Raw genomic sequence first — 13,102 nt, forward strand, 5'->3', positions numbered from 1 at the left:
TAATTTGAAAGTATCTGGTGATATTAAGCCACCAACATGTTCTATCAATAATCAGAATGAAGTAGATATTGTATATAATTACACGATATCGCCAGAAATGCTTAACCGTTCAGAAAAAACACCTTTAGATAAACAAAAGAAAAGAATCGAAATAGTGTGTGATGCTACAACTTACTTAAGCTTTGAAGCCAAAGATAACCGTATTGATAGCGTTTCTTCAGAACAAGGTCATATTTTATTTGGATTAGGTACATATGGTACTGATAATAAAGAAAATATTGGTGCTTATACCATTACAATGTCAAATGCGACTGTTAAAGCGAATAGTGAAGAAGCCGACAAAAACGTTTTAATATCGACAGGAAATACCGTTAAGTCAGAAATTTCGGTAGAGCAATCGAAAAAAATAGCTTGGGCTGAAACATCGAAAAAATTAGCAGCAGGAAAAATTTTTGCTGCTGATTTTGAGGTTTATGCGGTATTAAATATAATCAGAACAAATAATATTGAGGATATATCTCTAGATGGCAGTGCGACATTATCATTTGGTTTTGGTATTTAATTTTATTTTAAATAGGTTAGGTAATTGACCTATTTAACTTATTGAGATTGTTAATTCATGATGAAAAACACAATAACATGTTTGGGCTTATTGCCGTTATTGGTAGCAGGTTTAAGTTATGCAGATATCAGTGCTAATTTGAAAGTATCTGGCGATATTAAACCACCAACCTGCTCTATCAATAATCAGAATGAAGTAGATATTGTATATAATTACACGATATCGCCAGAAATGCTTAATCGTTCAGGAAGAACATCTTTAGATAAACAAAAGAAAAGAATCGAAATCGTATGTGATGCAACGACTTACTTAAGTTTTGTGGCTCATGATAATCGCATTAGTCCTAGCGACGCAGCATTATTATTTGGATTAGGTACATATGGTGCTGATAATAATGAAATTGGTGTTTATAGCATTACAATGTCAAATGCGACTGTTAAAGCGAATAGTGAAGAGGATGCTAAACGTGTTTTAGTGTTACCAGAAGGAAGCAAAGCCGTAGCAGAAACCTCGATAGCGAAAATGGAAAAAACAGCTTGGGCTGAAACATCGACAAAATTAGCTCCGGGGAAAATTTTTGCGGCTGATTTTGAAATCTATGCGGTATTAAATAAAATAAAAGAAGATGATATTGAGAATCTATCCCTAGATGGCAGTGCGACATTATCATTTGGTTTTGGTATTTAATTTTATTTTAAATAGGTTAGATAATTGACCTATTTAACCTATTGAGATTGTTAATTTACGATGAAAAGCACAATAACATGTTTGGGCTTATTGCCGTTATTGGTAGCAGGTTTAAGTTATGCAGATATCAGTGCTAATTTGAAAGTATCTGGCGATATTAAACCACCAACATGCTCTATCAATAATCAGAATGAAGTGGATATTGAATATCGATTTGATATCGCTCCAGAAATGTTTCCTAGTTCAGATATCTTATATTTAGATGGTGAAACGAAAAGAATTGAAATAGTGTGTGATGCTGCCACTTATTTAAATTTTATAGCCAAAGATAATCGTAGTGATAGTGTCATAAATCCAGGCGATATCTTCTTTGGTTTAGGTAAATATGGTGCTGATAATAGCCAAAATATTGGTGTTTACACTATTACAATGTCAAATGCGACTGTTAAAGGAAATAGTGATGAAGGCGCTAAAAAAGTCTCTGTGTTGGCTGCGGGAGGGAGCGCTGTGCCAGAACTTTTAATAAGCCAATCGAAAAAAACAGCTTGGGCTGAACATCGACAAAGTTAGCATCAGGACAAATTTTCGCGGCTGATTTTGAAGTTAAGCCAATGTTTTATGGTGAGGTAAAAGAGAGTGCTGGTGATGTATCCCTAGATGGCAGTGCGACATTATCATTTGGTTTTGGTATTTAATTTTATTTTATTCTAATCGGGTTAGGTTGTTGACCTATTTAAATTATTAGGGGCGTTAATTTAATATGAAAAATACAGTAAAATGTTTAGGTGTATTACCATTATTAGCCGCTGGTTTAAGCTATGCAGATACAAATGCTAATTTAAAAATATCTGGTGATATTAAGCCACCAACCTGTATGGTTAATGGAGAAGAGCAAACCAATATCATATATGACATGGGAAAACTCTCTGTTGATGTTATACCTATGTCGAATAGATATATTTTCCCAGAAAACTCAAAAATAAAAAATACGGTTACAGTGACATGTGACGCAGAGACTTATTTACTATTCATGGCGACGGATCTTTATGAAAGCTTAAATTTACCTTCGACGCCAGTAAGTCCTGATATTGCACATAAATATTTTCATATTAATGGGGGTAAACCGGCCGCACTTGGTGGTGTCTCATTTTTAGTAAAAGATGCTAAGGTCGATAATAATTCTGGATATGTTCGCCGTTTATATAACTCAATACATTCAACAGCGGGTCTTGGGCAATATGTGTTAACTAAGGGGGAATATTATGGATGGTCTAAGGCAAATGGTGAATCAATAAGTAAGAATGAATTTATGAGGTCATTAATACCAGGGAAAGTATTTTCAGCAAATTTTGAACAAGAGAGTATGTTTATTAACTCACGAAATGATTTGGCTAAAGCAAATATTGAGCTTAATGATGAAGTTAATTATAATGCAGAAGCTATAATTACTTTTAATTTTAGTATTTAATAATAAAAAATGGGATTTGTATTTTATGCGGGGAATCTAATGTTAACTTATGCCTGTATAAATTTTTGATTATCTAAATGATTTTGTACAGATAAAATATAATTAAAATATTGTGAAATCATTTTTCCAAGCAGTATAATTTATCAAAATTCACAGTTACATATCCATTGTTATTAAGTAATATAAATAAAAATCAGGCACTCGATATCTCATGGCATAGTGTATTGGGGACAGCTTAATTTTTGATTAGGTAGCCAGTCTGTACGACTCGTGCTACCTTTGTACGAATTTAGCAGTAGTATATGGCTATATATAATTTGCTATCTCAATAAGATTTAAATCAGGATCTCGAATATAAATAGATAATATCTCTCCCATTGCGCCTGTACGTTTGACAGGGCCTTCTATAATCTCGACACCTTGCTGTTGAATAAACGTCATAATTTGGTTTATTGGTGTATTACTGATAAAACATAAATCGAGTGAGCCAGGTACGGGTAAATGAGCTTTTGGCTCAAATTCTTTACCATATTGGTGGATATTTATTTTTTGCTCCCCAAATTGCAACGCATAGCGCTGCTCACCGAAGGTTATCAACTTCATTTTGAGTACATGGGTGTAGAAATCAATGCACGCGTTTTGATCGGTTGTGGTTAACACCAGATGGTCTAAATGGTTAATCATCAGACACTCCTATCCTTCTTCTTTATGTCGTGTTATGCGATGACGCTTACTTTGTTCTGCTATTAGCCGTTTGTCGTTTTTGCAGAACAAAAGTTCATCAATGCTCCCCATATCATAGTGAGCTTTCTTTTTATCTCATGTTTTAGCGAACAATAATACTGAACTAGAGGTATAATTATAACGAATGACGTCTGGTGTGAGGTGGATTATGGAATACCAATTTTTTCAGGATATAACTGGAGAGATATCGGCAAAATTTTCGATGGATCATGAAGCGGTTGGTTATTGGCTTAATGAGGAAATTAAAGGCGATTTTAGTCTGTTAGATGAAATAGAAGCCGGATACGAATCGATTAAAGGTAGCGAGAAGCAATGGGAATTAATCGGTCATGAATACACATTGGTATTAGACGATGAAGAAGTGATGATCCGAGCGAATCAACTTGCTTTCGAGACGGAGGGTTTAGAAGAGGGAATGAGTTACTATGATAATGAAAGTGTCGCATTTTGCGGCATTGATGATTTTATGAGTATGCTTAACGATTACAGACAATTCGTTTTAGAAAATAAAGTAAAATAAATTTTTGTTTTAAAATGTTGTCAGATTTTAGATATTGTAGTTATTATTTAATTGCAATATCACATGGTTAGTTTGAATAAGAACTAAATTGTTGGGAGCATGTGATAATTTCATTTACCGAGTAATTCCATTTAAAAATTAGAGGACTGTATGAATACTGATGATGTTACCGGAGCGTTGAATGACGCAACGAATTGGTTTGCGGCAAATCAGGATCTGTTAGTTCAGTATGCGGTGAATATCGTTTCTGCTATCGTCATTCTTATTGTCGGTATGATGATTGCTAAGTGGGTTGGACGTGGCTTACATCGTGTGATGACAGCACGCGGCATCGACCCTACCGTGAGTGAATTTTTATCCGCGATTGTCCGTTATACTGTTGTTGCGTTTACGTTTATTGCTGTACTTGGCAAAATTGGTGTTCAAACAGCATCTGTGATTGCTGTATTGGGTGCTGCGGGCTTAGCTGTTGGTTTAGCATTACAAAACTCATTAGGCAACTTTGCCGCTGGTGTATTATTAGTCGTGTTTAGACCTCTGCGAGCTGGTGAGTATGTCCAAATTGGGGCTGTAGAAGGAACGGTTCAAAACGTTCAAATTTTCTCTACCACACTTAGAACAGCAGATGATCGCATTATCGTCATTCCGAATGGTAAAATTATTGCAGATAACATTATCAATATCACTCGTGAACCTGATCGCCGAACTGATATTATTGTTGGAGTGGCGTATGATTCAGATATTGATTTAGTCAAAAAAGTATTAGGTGACATTGTTGCTGCTGATGAGCGTATTTTACACGATAAAGGTGTGACTATCCGTTTACACGAAATGGCGCCATCTTCATTAAATTATTTAGTCCGTTTTTGGGCTAAAAATGGTGACACATGGCCTGTATATTGGGATTTAATGGAAAATTTCAAACGTGCACTCGATAAGCACGATATTGGTATACCATTCCCTCAAATGGATGTCCATTTACATCAACAGGCTGCTGTTGCAGTGAAAAAAGATATGACAGAATAAGCGTATTTATTGAATGATAAAACTGGGTCAGTTTATTGTACTGTACCCAGTTTTTTTATTTGCTGATTTTCCTTTCCTATCGTTTAGATAGCGAATGTCACAATAAGTTATTCTAATCTTCTATAAGAAATAATAATTTTCCCTAATAATTTTTTCTAATTAGAATCTCATTGAATAAAATGAATAATTATTAGGAATTTATGCATGTTTACGATTTATATTCAGGGTGCTTTACTTGGTGCTGCAATGATACTTCCATTAGGCCCGCAAAATGCATTTATTTTGCAGCAGGGAAGTCGAAAGCAATATCATGTGATGAGTGCATTTTTATGCTCCTTAAGTGATACCGTATTAATTATTGCTGGTGTTTTTGGAGGAAGTGCATTACTAAGCCAGTCTGAAATTCTGTTGCAATTGATTACATGGGCTGGGGTAGCGTTTCTAGCTTGGTATGGTTACGGCGCATGTCGTAGCGCTTTTCGTCGCGATGAAGTTAGGGTGCAAGCAGAGAATAAGGTTGCCAATCGTTGGCGAGTGATCGTGACTCTATTTGCGGTAACGTGGCTAAACCCTCATGTGTATTTAGATACTTTTGTGGTATTAGGCAGTGTGGGAGGGCAGTTAGAAAGCTCATTACGGCCGTGGTTTACGGCAGGGGCACTGACCGCATCTTTTGCTTGGTTTTTTGCTTTAGCGATATTAGCGGCTTGGTTTTCCCCCATACTAAATAAGCCACGTTCACAACGCGTAATTAATCTCTTTGTTGGAATGGTGATGTGGTTTATTGCCTTTCAATTAGCGAAGCAAGGGTTAGGGTATTGATAATTTCTTATTAATCCGAAACGAATTTCACATAGGATGTGTTAATGTTTAAGTAAGGTTGTGGGATAAATAAGTTATGTCACCACAACTTTCTTATTATTGATTATTAGGAGGTCCTGTGAAGTTAAAGTCTCTTGTTCTTGCTGCCATGATGGCTGGTGTTGCGGTTCCTGCTATTGCACAAGCTAATCCGCTTCCTGAAGGGCCACATATTACAACGTCAGGTAATGCAATAATTAAAGCATCACCGGATATGGCGACATTAAATATCAATGTTGAAGTGACTGAAAAAGATGCAGCAGCGGCTAAAACAGGCGTTGATAAACGTGTTGCTGAATATTTTGAGTTCTTGAAACAAAATGGTATCGAAAAGAAAGATATCAATGCTGCTAATGTGCGTACTCAACCAAAATATGAGTATGATAAAGAATCTCAGAAATCATCCATTGTAGGTTATACAGCAATTCGTTCTGTTGAAGTTAAAGTCACTAAATTAGATCAACTCAATACCTTGCTTGATGGTGCATTAAAAGCAGGGCTTAATGAAATTAATTCAGTTCAGTTCGGTGTGAATAACCCTCAACAATATCGCGATGAGGCTCGAGAAAAAGCGATTAAAAATGCGATTGAACAAGCGAATGCCTTGGCAAAAGGGTTTAATGTTCAGTTAGGGCCTGTGTACAGTGTAAATTATCGTGCACCAGATGCGACCCCATACCCTGCGCCAGTCATGAATTACAGAGCGAAAATGGCACTCTCTGCTGCCCCTGAGCGCGATGTCAACGAAACTTATGAGCAGCAGAGTATTGATTTTAACGACCAAGTTGATGTGGTTTTTGAATTAAAACGTTAAGTTTCATCTTCTTGTTTTAACATCTGGCGCCCTGTTTTGAGTAGGGCGTCAGTGACTTTCTTCATCGTACGGCTTTCCGGGGCAAAACGGTGCCAATATAGCATCCGACGTTGGCATAGCCCTGGCGTCAAATCAATTAATTCACCTGTACTAAGCTCATTAGCGATTTGTAAATGTGGGATCATACAGCAAGTTGACCCCTGTTTTGCCAATTGTACAAATGCCTCTGATGAATTAACGATGTGACATGGCACACTACCGGGCGATAGACCAAAATTCTGTTGTACAAAAGCTTGGTGCATATCATCAAGGTGGTCAAAGGCTACTGCTGGCGCTTTAAGAAGCGATGAACGTGTGACGCCCTCGGGGAAATATTTTGCTGCAAAATCGGGTGATGCAACAAAAATATAATCCAATGCTCCGAGTTTATCGACTAAACACCCCGGCAATGCTTGAGGTTGAATACTGATTGCGCCAACCACTTCGCCACGTCTTAACTGTTCTTGCGTTCGTGTTTCATCTTCCACTTGGATATTCAAACGAATTGGGCTATTGCCTAAAACAGGATTAAGTGCAGGTAATAACCAAGTTGCTAGACTGTCGGCGTTGACTGCAAGTGAAAGTAGTAATGGCGTTGACCCCCCGTTTTCATCACCGAGCCATTGTTCTTCGAGTAATTCTACTTGATGAAGAAGTGCTAATAGCTTCTGCCCTTGCTCTGTGGGGTGTGGCGGTACTGTCCGAACGAGTAGCGGCTGACCAAATAGGTTCTCTAATTGTTTGATCCGCTGTGAGACGGCAGATTGTGTAATACATAATTTTTGAGCTGCCCGCTCAAATCCTCTTTCACGAATGACAGCATCCAGTGCTTGCAACGCGCGGTAATCAGGGCGCTTCATTGGGGGTATTCTCCTTGTTGTTATTCTACGACTCACTATGCCATATTTTGCCTCAGAACACCTGCAATATTGATGACAATGTGTGAATCACAGAATATTACGAACAAAGCTGAACTTGTTAGGTGTCCGTTATATAATATTATTAGCAGATAAAAACCTCATTCACTCTTAAAAATAGTAGAAGGCATCGCATGACTCAGGATGAATTAAAAAAAGCAGTAGGTTGGGCAGCATTAGATTACGTGAAACCGGGCACGATTGTTGGTGTCGGCACTGGCTCTACCGCCTCTCATTTTATTGATGCTTTGGCAACAATGAAGGGGCAGATAGAGGGGGCAGTTTCAAGTTCAGAAGCATCGACAGCGAAACTTAAATCACTGGGCATTCCTGTGTTAGATTGTAATGATGTTGATTCGCTGGATGTTTATGTTGATGGTGCAGATGAAATTGATCACCATAAAAACATGATCAAAGGTGGCGGGGCAGCCTTAACACGTGAAAAAATTGTGGCAGCGATTGCCAAAACATTTGTTTGCATCGTAGATGAGTCTAAACAAGTGGATGTATTGGGTAAATTCCCTCTCCCTGTTGAAGTGATCCCAATGGCACGCAGCTATGTCGCGCGTGAACTTGTTAAATTAGGTGGTGTACCAGAGTACCGCCAAAATGTCGTTACTGATAACGGTAATGTGATTCTTGATGTGCATAATTTAAGCATTGTGGATCCTGTTGCTCTCGAAAACAAAATTAACGCCATTGCAGGCGTTGTTACGGTTGGTTTGTTTGCAAATCGTGGCGCTGACATTGTTTTAATGGGGACTTCTGAAGGCGTAAAAACGATTAAATAGTTTGTTCTGAATATCGATTTAATACTGCTGTTTGTTAGAAATCGGTTATTATTTGAATATCCCCCTTAGCCAGTTAGATTGACTTAGCTATGCTGATAACAGCATAGCTAGGAACGACTGACTTTAGCCTTTCTCAAATGATCATTTCATGATACTAGGGATGTATTGACATGGTAGATCACATCAAAGTCAAACTCGAACGCAACGAATATGTCCGTTTCAATAATTACTGTTATAAAAATGACTATTTTTCCGAGAATAGTGCATGGGATAAATCGTTGATTGCGATGGCGGTTGTTTTTTTCATCGCATTTATTGTGGCCTTTCAGCTTTTAAATATCACCCTTTTTCAGTTAACCATTGCGTTTATTATCGCCTCATTTTTATTTTTGTTTATTGCCGTTCGATTATTGAAAACGTTTAATCGAGCAATTCCTGATGAAGGCGGCTACCTGTTTTGTGAAAAGGAATATCGTTTTGATGAGATTGGGCTTCATGAGGTAAGTAAATATGGCAACGCATTGATTAAATGGGAGTCATTTAAATTTGTACGGACGGATGGTGATTTATTGTATCTTTTTATAGACCGTGTTTTCGCCATTATCATTCCAGCACGCTGTTTTGCGTCGACAGAAGAGAGCCAACAATTTGTGCGAATGGTAAAAGAAAAAGCGATTAATTTAGTTAAGTAAATTTTTGCTGTAAAAACAATTGGTCTATTGGTTTGGAAGATAGATGCCTGTCTAAGTCATCTATTTTACTAATATCATCTAGCAATAAAAAAAATAGCAATTTTTATTTCCCCCTTATTTTGGTGATATATCTCACACTAATGCTTATTGCACAGGCAAAATCCTTATTTTGTGTTACCGCCCCTGATTTTCTGCCACATAACTTCTTTTTCTTCGCACTTAACCAGATAAATGAGGCAAACGATTGTATTGATACTGCGCCGTTTTTTGCTATGTTGGTACACGGAAAGTTCATCTGTTATGAATCTTAAGCTGATAGGGTAGGGTAAATGGTTAAGGTATCTTTGGAAAAAGACAAAATTAAATTTTTACTATTGGAAGGAGTTCACCAAAGCGCGGTTGATAATTTAAAAGCAGCAGGCTATACCAACATTGAATATCACAAAAGTGCGTTGTCGGACGAAGAGTTAAAAGAAGCAATTAAAGATGCGCGTTTTGTCGGTATTCGCTCCCGTACTCATCTGACTGAAGAGATCTTTGCGGCAGCAGAAAAATTAGTGGCTGTCGGCTGTTTCTGTATTGGTACAAACCAAGTGGATTTAGATGCTGCGGCGAAACGCGGTATCCCTGTTTTTAATGCGCCTTTCTCAAATACCCGTTCCGTTGCTGAGATGGTTTTAGGTCAATTGTTACTGCTGTTACGTCGTATTCCGGAAGCGAATATGAAAGCGCATCGCGGCATCTGGGAAAAACAGGCGAAAGGTTGCTTTGAAGCTCGCGGTAAACGCTTAGGGATTGTTGGTTACGGTCATATCGGTACTCAGCTAGGTATTTTGGCTGAAGGGATTGGTATGGATGTTTATTTTTATGATATTGAAAATAAATTACCGCTGGGTAATGCGACACAAGTTCGCTCAATGGCTGAACTATTAAACATGAGCGACGTTGTGAGCTTGCATGTGCCAGAAACAGCAAGCACCAAAAATATGTTTGCAAAAGAGCAGTTTGAACTGATGAAACCGGGGGCCATTTTCATCAATGCGTCACGCGGTACAGTTGTTGATATCCCTGCTTTGGCTGATGCACTGGAAAGCAAACATCTGTCAGGTGCGGCAGTTGACGTATTTCCGACAGAGCCTGCGGCGAACAATGACCCTAATGACCCATTCATTAGTGAGCTAATCAAGTTCGACAACGTGATTTTGACGCCTCATATTGGTGGCTCAACAGAAGAAGCACAAGAAAATATCGGGTTAGAGGTTGCAAGTAAATTAGCGAAATATTCAGATAATGGTTCGACGCTTTCCGCGGTTAATTTCCCTGAAGTTTCTCTGCCAGTACATACTGAAGATACTAACCGTCTATTGCATATTCATGAAAACCGCCCTGGAATGATGAATAGCATTAACCAAGTGTTTACTGAAAACAATATCAACGTTGTTGGCCAGTATTTACGTACTGCTGGAAATGTTGGTTACGTTGTAATTGATATTATCACGCAACAGCCCGATCACGCTGATGATATTCTGGTTAAATTGAAACAATTGCCGGGCACTATCCGCGCTCGACTACTGTATTAATCATTTAACCAAGCGTATCGAATGGATATTATGGCACTGGGTTACCAGTGCCATATTTTTTGTGGGGTAATAATTTCAGGAAGAGGAATATCCCAATGTGCCACGGGGAGAGCAGTGACCCGTTGGCAATCATGGGCAAGCCCTATTGGGTAAAATCCTTTCTGCTGCCAATTAGCTAAAGTCCTATCATAAAAACCGCCTCCCATACCCAAACGTTGACCCTGTTCATCAAAGGCAACCAGTGGGATCATCATGACATCTAACTGATTTATGGGTCGCACTTCGGTTACGTCTAATGGGGGTTCATCGATGTTAAATCGATTTTTAACTAACTGAGTTGTCGGCGCATAGTTTAAAAACAGCAGATGATGAGGGCTAAAGGGATGTAATACGGGCAGGTAAACTTTTTTCCCTTGCTGCCATAGTGCATCAATTAATGGTTGAGTGTGGATCTCGCCATCAAAAGAAAGAAACAACGCAATGTGTTGTGCTTGAGCAATCTTAGGGTGAGATAAGGTATGTTGTACGATTTTTTTTGCAGCCAGTTGTTGTTGCTCTGGACTCAGCTGCTGGCGTAACTGACGAACCGATTGGCGAATTTGCTGACGCATGACTGATAAGTTATCTTCCATAAGATCCGCAACCTTAGAGGCTATTATTAACTCTATTATTATTAGTGGTTTGATAAATATGTAAGTAATGGTTGGAAGTATAGCCTAATGAGCGTGAGATAATAGTATTAGAAGCAAGCTTATGGGAAAAATTGAGGGTCTCCAAGATGCCGTTGTAGGCTGTAACCCTTGAACCCTTGGTTCAAGGTGAACGTAGTTTAGCAACCTTTAGGCTTCCTGAGCGAATCAGGCGTGCTCACCAGCGCAATAACCACATTCTGTTTTTTTGAAATATCGGCTCAGGGGACTGACCCACTCACGAGCATCTCAGAGAAATTTGGTTTGAGTGCGTAACGTCACTCTATGTACTTCATTGTATGAAATTGGATTTAAAAAGCAACCCTATTTTCGTTTATTTTTTTATACTAGTGTATGATTATTAAGCAAATTTAGCCGATAGGCATAACCTGCCTCTCAGTGATTTTTACCTGATCGTGTAATGCTTGCTCGATTGTTTGTTGCAGCATTTTTATCTTCTCTTCCATATTATATGCATAATCGCGTGTTTTTGTCTTTTCTTGTGTTAATTCGTGACACACGTTCAATGCAACGATAAAAATAAGCTGTTCTGTATTAGTAACACCACTTCTATCTTTGAGATCTTGAAGGCGTTGCTCAAGTTCTTGGGCGGATGCCAGTAGGGCTTCTTTTTGTTCGACAGGGCAGTTGACTCTCATTGAGCGCCCGAATATTTGAATGTCAACAGGTTGTGCGGACATGATACCTCCATACGAATAGGACTCGCCGCAAATACAATGTTCGGCGTAAAATAATAGATGGTTTATTCACTAATTTTAGCTGCTTTATTAAAAATACAGATCAAAAGCTTACTGGTATAGCGACCATCCTTGATGGTAGCATATCATGAATCATTAGCTAACATGACGAATTCAGATGTCTATACAAAAATCTTTACCAAATTATGAAACGTTGGACAACCTTCTCCAACAGCATTCTATCGCACTGACTGCCGCAGAAATTCACGGTTTAATTACAGGACTGATTTGTGGAGGAAGTCGCGATAGTGGCTGGCAGACATTAGTCCACGATCTGGCTAATGATGGTTTAGCGTTCCCTCAAGCTATTGCTCAACCACTACGTGAATTATATGACACGACTTTCCAAGTGTTGGACGACAGTGAATTTGCGTTCTCAATGCTATTTCCCGATGAAAATGCGTCCGTCTTTGATCACGCAGATGCACTGGCAGGATGGGTAAACCATTTCTTATTAGGTATTGGCGTGGCTCAACCTAAACTTGCAGATAAAAAAGAAGTCAGTGAAGTGATTAACGACTTACGTAATATTGGCATGCTTGGTTATGATGAAGATGAAGACCAAGAAGAGCTTGAGCAGGCGTTAGAAGAAGTCGTCGAATATGTCAGAGTCGCTGTTCAGCTTTGTTATATTACTTTCACCGAAGGGAAAAAAGAGCAGTCGACAACTGGCAATAATAAACCCATTCTTCATTAAAACAGTTTGTGCCTGTGCACCATCTTTGCTTATTTGAGCTAAATAGCCATTTGTAAAGTGAAACAGGTACAGATTAACTGCTTGCCGTTGTACTCTACCTAATTCGAGTTGCATCTAGGCGGCAAGCAAAGATATCCCCTCGAAAGAGTAAAGAATTGATGTTACTTGGGTGATTGAGCCTGTGCAAATAACAAGGTAATTTGAAGTGTGGTAAGTATATTCGCTTAATAAATAAGCGTAACCCTCTACTCAACAAT

16 protein-coding genes and 1 other RNA gene are annotated in these 13,102 nt (G+C 38.5%); 12 read left to right on the forward strand and 5 right to left on the reverse strand.

The window, feature by feature from the left end:
• From PSF11_RS17025 to PSF11_RS17040, 4 genes are all read left to right on the forward strand, one after another.
• The coding region (locus PSF11_RS17025; RefSeq protein ID WP_196712916.1) for a fimbrial protein at positions 1 to 562 on the forward strand (562 nt) is incomplete at its 5' end.
• Between the two features lie 57 nt (positions 563 to 619).
• The gene (locus PSF11_RS17030) at positions 620 to 1,249 is read left to right on the forward strand and encodes a fimbrial protein (RefSeq protein WP_072502438.1); all 630 of its coding nucleotides are present in this window, start codon (positions 620 to 622) and stop codon (positions 1,247 to 1,249) included.
• Positions 1,250 to 1,309: 60 nt separating this feature from the next.
• On the forward strand, positions 1,310 to 1,819 hold the full coding sequence (locus PSF11_RS17035; protein WP_225829650.1) for a fimbrial protein: 510 nt from the start codon (positions 1,310 to 1,312) through the stop codon (positions 1,817 to 1,819).
• Between the two features lie 190 nt (positions 1,820 to 2,009).
• On the forward strand, positions 2,010 to 2,717 hold the full coding sequence (locus PSF11_RS17040) for a type 1 fimbrial protein (RefSeq protein ID WP_040133342.1): 708 nt from the start codon (positions 2,010 to 2,012) through the stop codon (positions 2,715 to 2,717).
• A gap of 306 nt (positions 2,718 to 3,023) precedes the next feature.
• On the opposite strand, the gene PSF11_RS17045 is transcribed toward PSF11_RS17040, so the two are convergent.
• Positions 3,024 to 3,401: a VOC family protein gene (locus PSF11_RS17045; protein ID WP_004921781.1), complete on the reverse strand. Its 378-nt coding sequence runs from the start codon at positions 3,399 to 3,401 to the stop codon at positions 3,024 to 3,026.
• Between the two features lie 208 nt (positions 3,402 to 3,609).
• On the opposite strand from PSF11_RS17045, the gene PSF11_RS17050 reads away from it, so the two are divergent.
• From PSF11_RS17050 to PSF11_RS17065, 4 genes are all read left to right on the forward strand, one after another.
• Positions 3,610 to 3,981 carry a YacL family protein gene (locus tag PSF11_RS17050; RefSeq protein WP_014656392.1) on the forward strand — a complete coding sequence of 124 codons (372 nt, stop codon included), beginning with the start codon at positions 3,610 to 3,612 and terminating at the stop codon, positions 3,979 to 3,981.
• A 150-nt stretch (positions 3,982 to 4,131) separates the two neighbouring features.
• Positions 4,132 to 5,007: a small-conductance mechanosensitive channel MscS gene (gene mscS / locus PSF11_RS17055; protein ID WP_004921773.1), complete on the forward strand. Its 876-nt coding sequence runs from the start codon at positions 4,132 to 4,134 to the stop codon at positions 5,005 to 5,007.
• A 204-nt stretch (positions 5,008 to 5,211) separates the two neighbouring features.
• Positions 5,212 to 5,829, forward strand: a complete 618-nt coding sequence (argO, locus tag PSF11_RS17060) for an arginine exporter ArgO (RefSeq protein ID WP_036941162.1) — start codon at positions 5,212 to 5,214, stop codon at positions 5,827 to 5,829.
• A gap of 118 nt (positions 5,830 to 5,947) precedes the next feature.
• On the forward strand, positions 5,948 to 6,682 hold the full coding sequence (locus tag PSF11_RS17065; RefSeq protein ID WP_004921765.1) for an oxidative stress defense protein: 735 nt from the start codon (positions 5,948 to 5,950) through the stop codon (positions 6,680 to 6,682).
• Here the strand turns inward: PSF11_RS17065 and PSF11_RS17070 are convergent.
• Positions 6,679 to 7,581, reverse strand: coding sequence for a LysR family transcriptional regulator ArgP (locus tag PSF11_RS17070; protein ID WP_072502437.1), 903 nt, complete (start codon positions 7,579 to 7,581; stop codon positions 6,679 to 6,681). The two genes, PSF11_RS17065 and PSF11_RS17070, sit on opposite strands and share 4 nt — an antisense overlap.
• Before the next feature lie 191 nt (positions 7,582 to 7,772).
• Between PSF11_RS17070 and rpiA the strand changes: the two genes are divergently transcribed.
• From rpiA to serA, 3 genes are all read left to right on the forward strand, one after another.
• Positions 7,773 to 8,429, forward strand: coding sequence for a ribose-5-phosphate isomerase RpiA (gene rpiA / locus PSF11_RS17075; RefSeq protein WP_004921758.1), 657 nt, complete (start codon positions 7,773 to 7,775; stop codon positions 8,427 to 8,429).
• Positions 8,430 to 8,599: 170 nt separating this feature from the next.
• Positions 8,600 to 9,121 carry a YcxB family protein gene (locus PSF11_RS17080; protein ID WP_072502436.1) on the forward strand — a complete coding sequence of 174 codons (522 nt, stop codon included), beginning with the start codon at positions 8,600 to 8,602 and terminating at the stop codon, positions 9,119 to 9,121.
• Between the two features lie 329 nt (positions 9,122 to 9,450).
• Positions 9,451 to 10,701: a phosphoglycerate dehydrogenase gene (gene serA, locus PSF11_RS17085; RefSeq protein ID WP_004921747.1), complete on the forward strand. Its 1,251-nt coding sequence runs from the start codon at positions 9,451 to 9,453 to the stop codon at positions 10,699 to 10,701.
• Positions 10,702 to 10,742: 41 nt separating this feature from the next.
• On the opposite strand, the gene PSF11_RS17090 is transcribed toward serA, so the two are convergent.
• From PSF11_RS17090 to zapA, 3 genes are all read right to left on the reverse strand, one after another.
• Positions 10,743 to 11,333, reverse strand: coding sequence for a 5-formyltetrahydrofolate cyclo-ligase (locus PSF11_RS17090; protein ID WP_061063823.1), 591 nt, complete (start codon positions 11,331 to 11,333; stop codon positions 10,743 to 10,745).
• A gap of 134 nt (positions 11,334 to 11,467) precedes the next feature.
• A non-coding RNA gene (ssrS, locus tag PSF11_RS17095) (6S RNA) lies at positions 11,468 to 11,649 on the reverse strand.
• Between the two features lie 112 nt (positions 11,650 to 11,761).
• Complete coding sequence (zapA, locus tag PSF11_RS17100) at positions 11,762 to 12,091, reverse strand: cell division protein ZapA (protein WP_004921740.1); 330 nt, start codon at positions 12,089 to 12,091, stop codon at positions 11,762 to 11,764.
• 175 nt (positions 12,092 to 12,266) lie between these two features.
• Here zapA and PSF11_RS17105 point away from each other — a divergent pair, with 175 nt between their 5' ends.
• Positions 12,267 to 12,845 carry a YecA/YgfB family protein gene (locus tag PSF11_RS17105; RefSeq protein WP_004921737.1) on the forward strand — a complete coding sequence of 193 codons (579 nt, stop codon included), beginning with the start codon at positions 12,267 to 12,269 and terminating at the stop codon, positions 12,843 to 12,845.
• The last annotated feature ends 257 nt before the right edge of the window (positions 12,846 to 13,102 follow it).

This window comes from Providencia sp. PROV119, assembly GCF_028482435.1.
In the GTDB taxonomy this organism is placed as follows: Bacteria; Pseudomonadota; Gammaproteobacteria; order Enterobacterales; family Enterobacteriaceae; genus Providencia; species Providencia stuartii.

Bases quoted from the DNA above. Each gene is read 5' to 3' on its own strand.
- PSF11_RS17030 (WP_072502438.1), top strand. From the start codon at position 620: ATGATGAAAAACACAATAACATGTTTGGGCTTATTGCCGTTATTGGTA.
- PSF11_RS17035 (WP_225829650.1), top strand. From the start codon at position 1,310: ATGAAAAGCACAATAACATGTTTGGGCTTATTGCCGTTATTGGTAGCA.
- PSF11_RS17040 (WP_040133342.1), top strand. From the start codon at position 2,010: ATGAAAAATACAGTAAAATGTTTAGGTGTATTACCATTATTAGCCGCT.
- PSF11_RS17045 (WP_004921781.1), bottom strand. From the start codon at position 3,401: ATGATTAACCATTTAGACCATCTGGTGTTAACCACAACCGATCAAAAC.
- PSF11_RS17050 (WP_014656392.1), top strand. From the start codon at position 3,610: ATGGAATACCAATTTTTTCAGGATATAACTGGAGAGATATCGGCAAAA.
- mscS (WP_004921773.1), top strand. From the start codon at position 4,132: ATGAATACTGATGATGTTACCGGAGCGTTGAATGACGCAACGAATTGG.
- argO (WP_036941162.1), top strand. From the start codon at position 5,212: ATGTTTACGATTTATATTCAGGGTGCTTTACTTGGTGCTGCAATGATA.
- PSF11_RS17070 (WP_072502437.1), bottom strand. From the start codon at position 7,581: ATGAAGCGCCCTGATTACCGCGCGTTGCAAGCACTGGATGCTGTCATT.
- rpiA (WP_004921758.1), top strand. From the start codon at position 7,773: ATGACTCAGGATGAATTAAAAAAAGCAGTAGGTTGGGCAGCATTAGAT.
- PSF11_RS17080 (WP_072502436.1), top strand. From the start codon at position 8,600: ATGGTAGATCACATCAAAGTCAAACTCGAACGCAACGAATATGTCCGT.
- serA (WP_004921747.1), top strand. From the start codon at position 9,451: ATGGTTAAGGTATCTTTGGAAAAAGACAAAATTAAATTTTTACTATTG.
- PSF11_RS17090 (WP_061063823.1), bottom strand. From the start codon at position 11,333: ATGGAAGATAACTTATCAGTCATGCGTCAGCAAATTCGCCAATCGGTT.
- zapA (WP_004921740.1), bottom strand. From the start codon at position 12,091: ATGTCCGCACAACCTGTTGACATTCAAATATTCGGGCGCTCAATGAGA.
- PSF11_RS17105 (WP_004921737.1), top strand. From the start codon at position 12,267: ATGTCTATACAAAAATCTTTACCAAATTATGAAACGTTGGACAACCTT.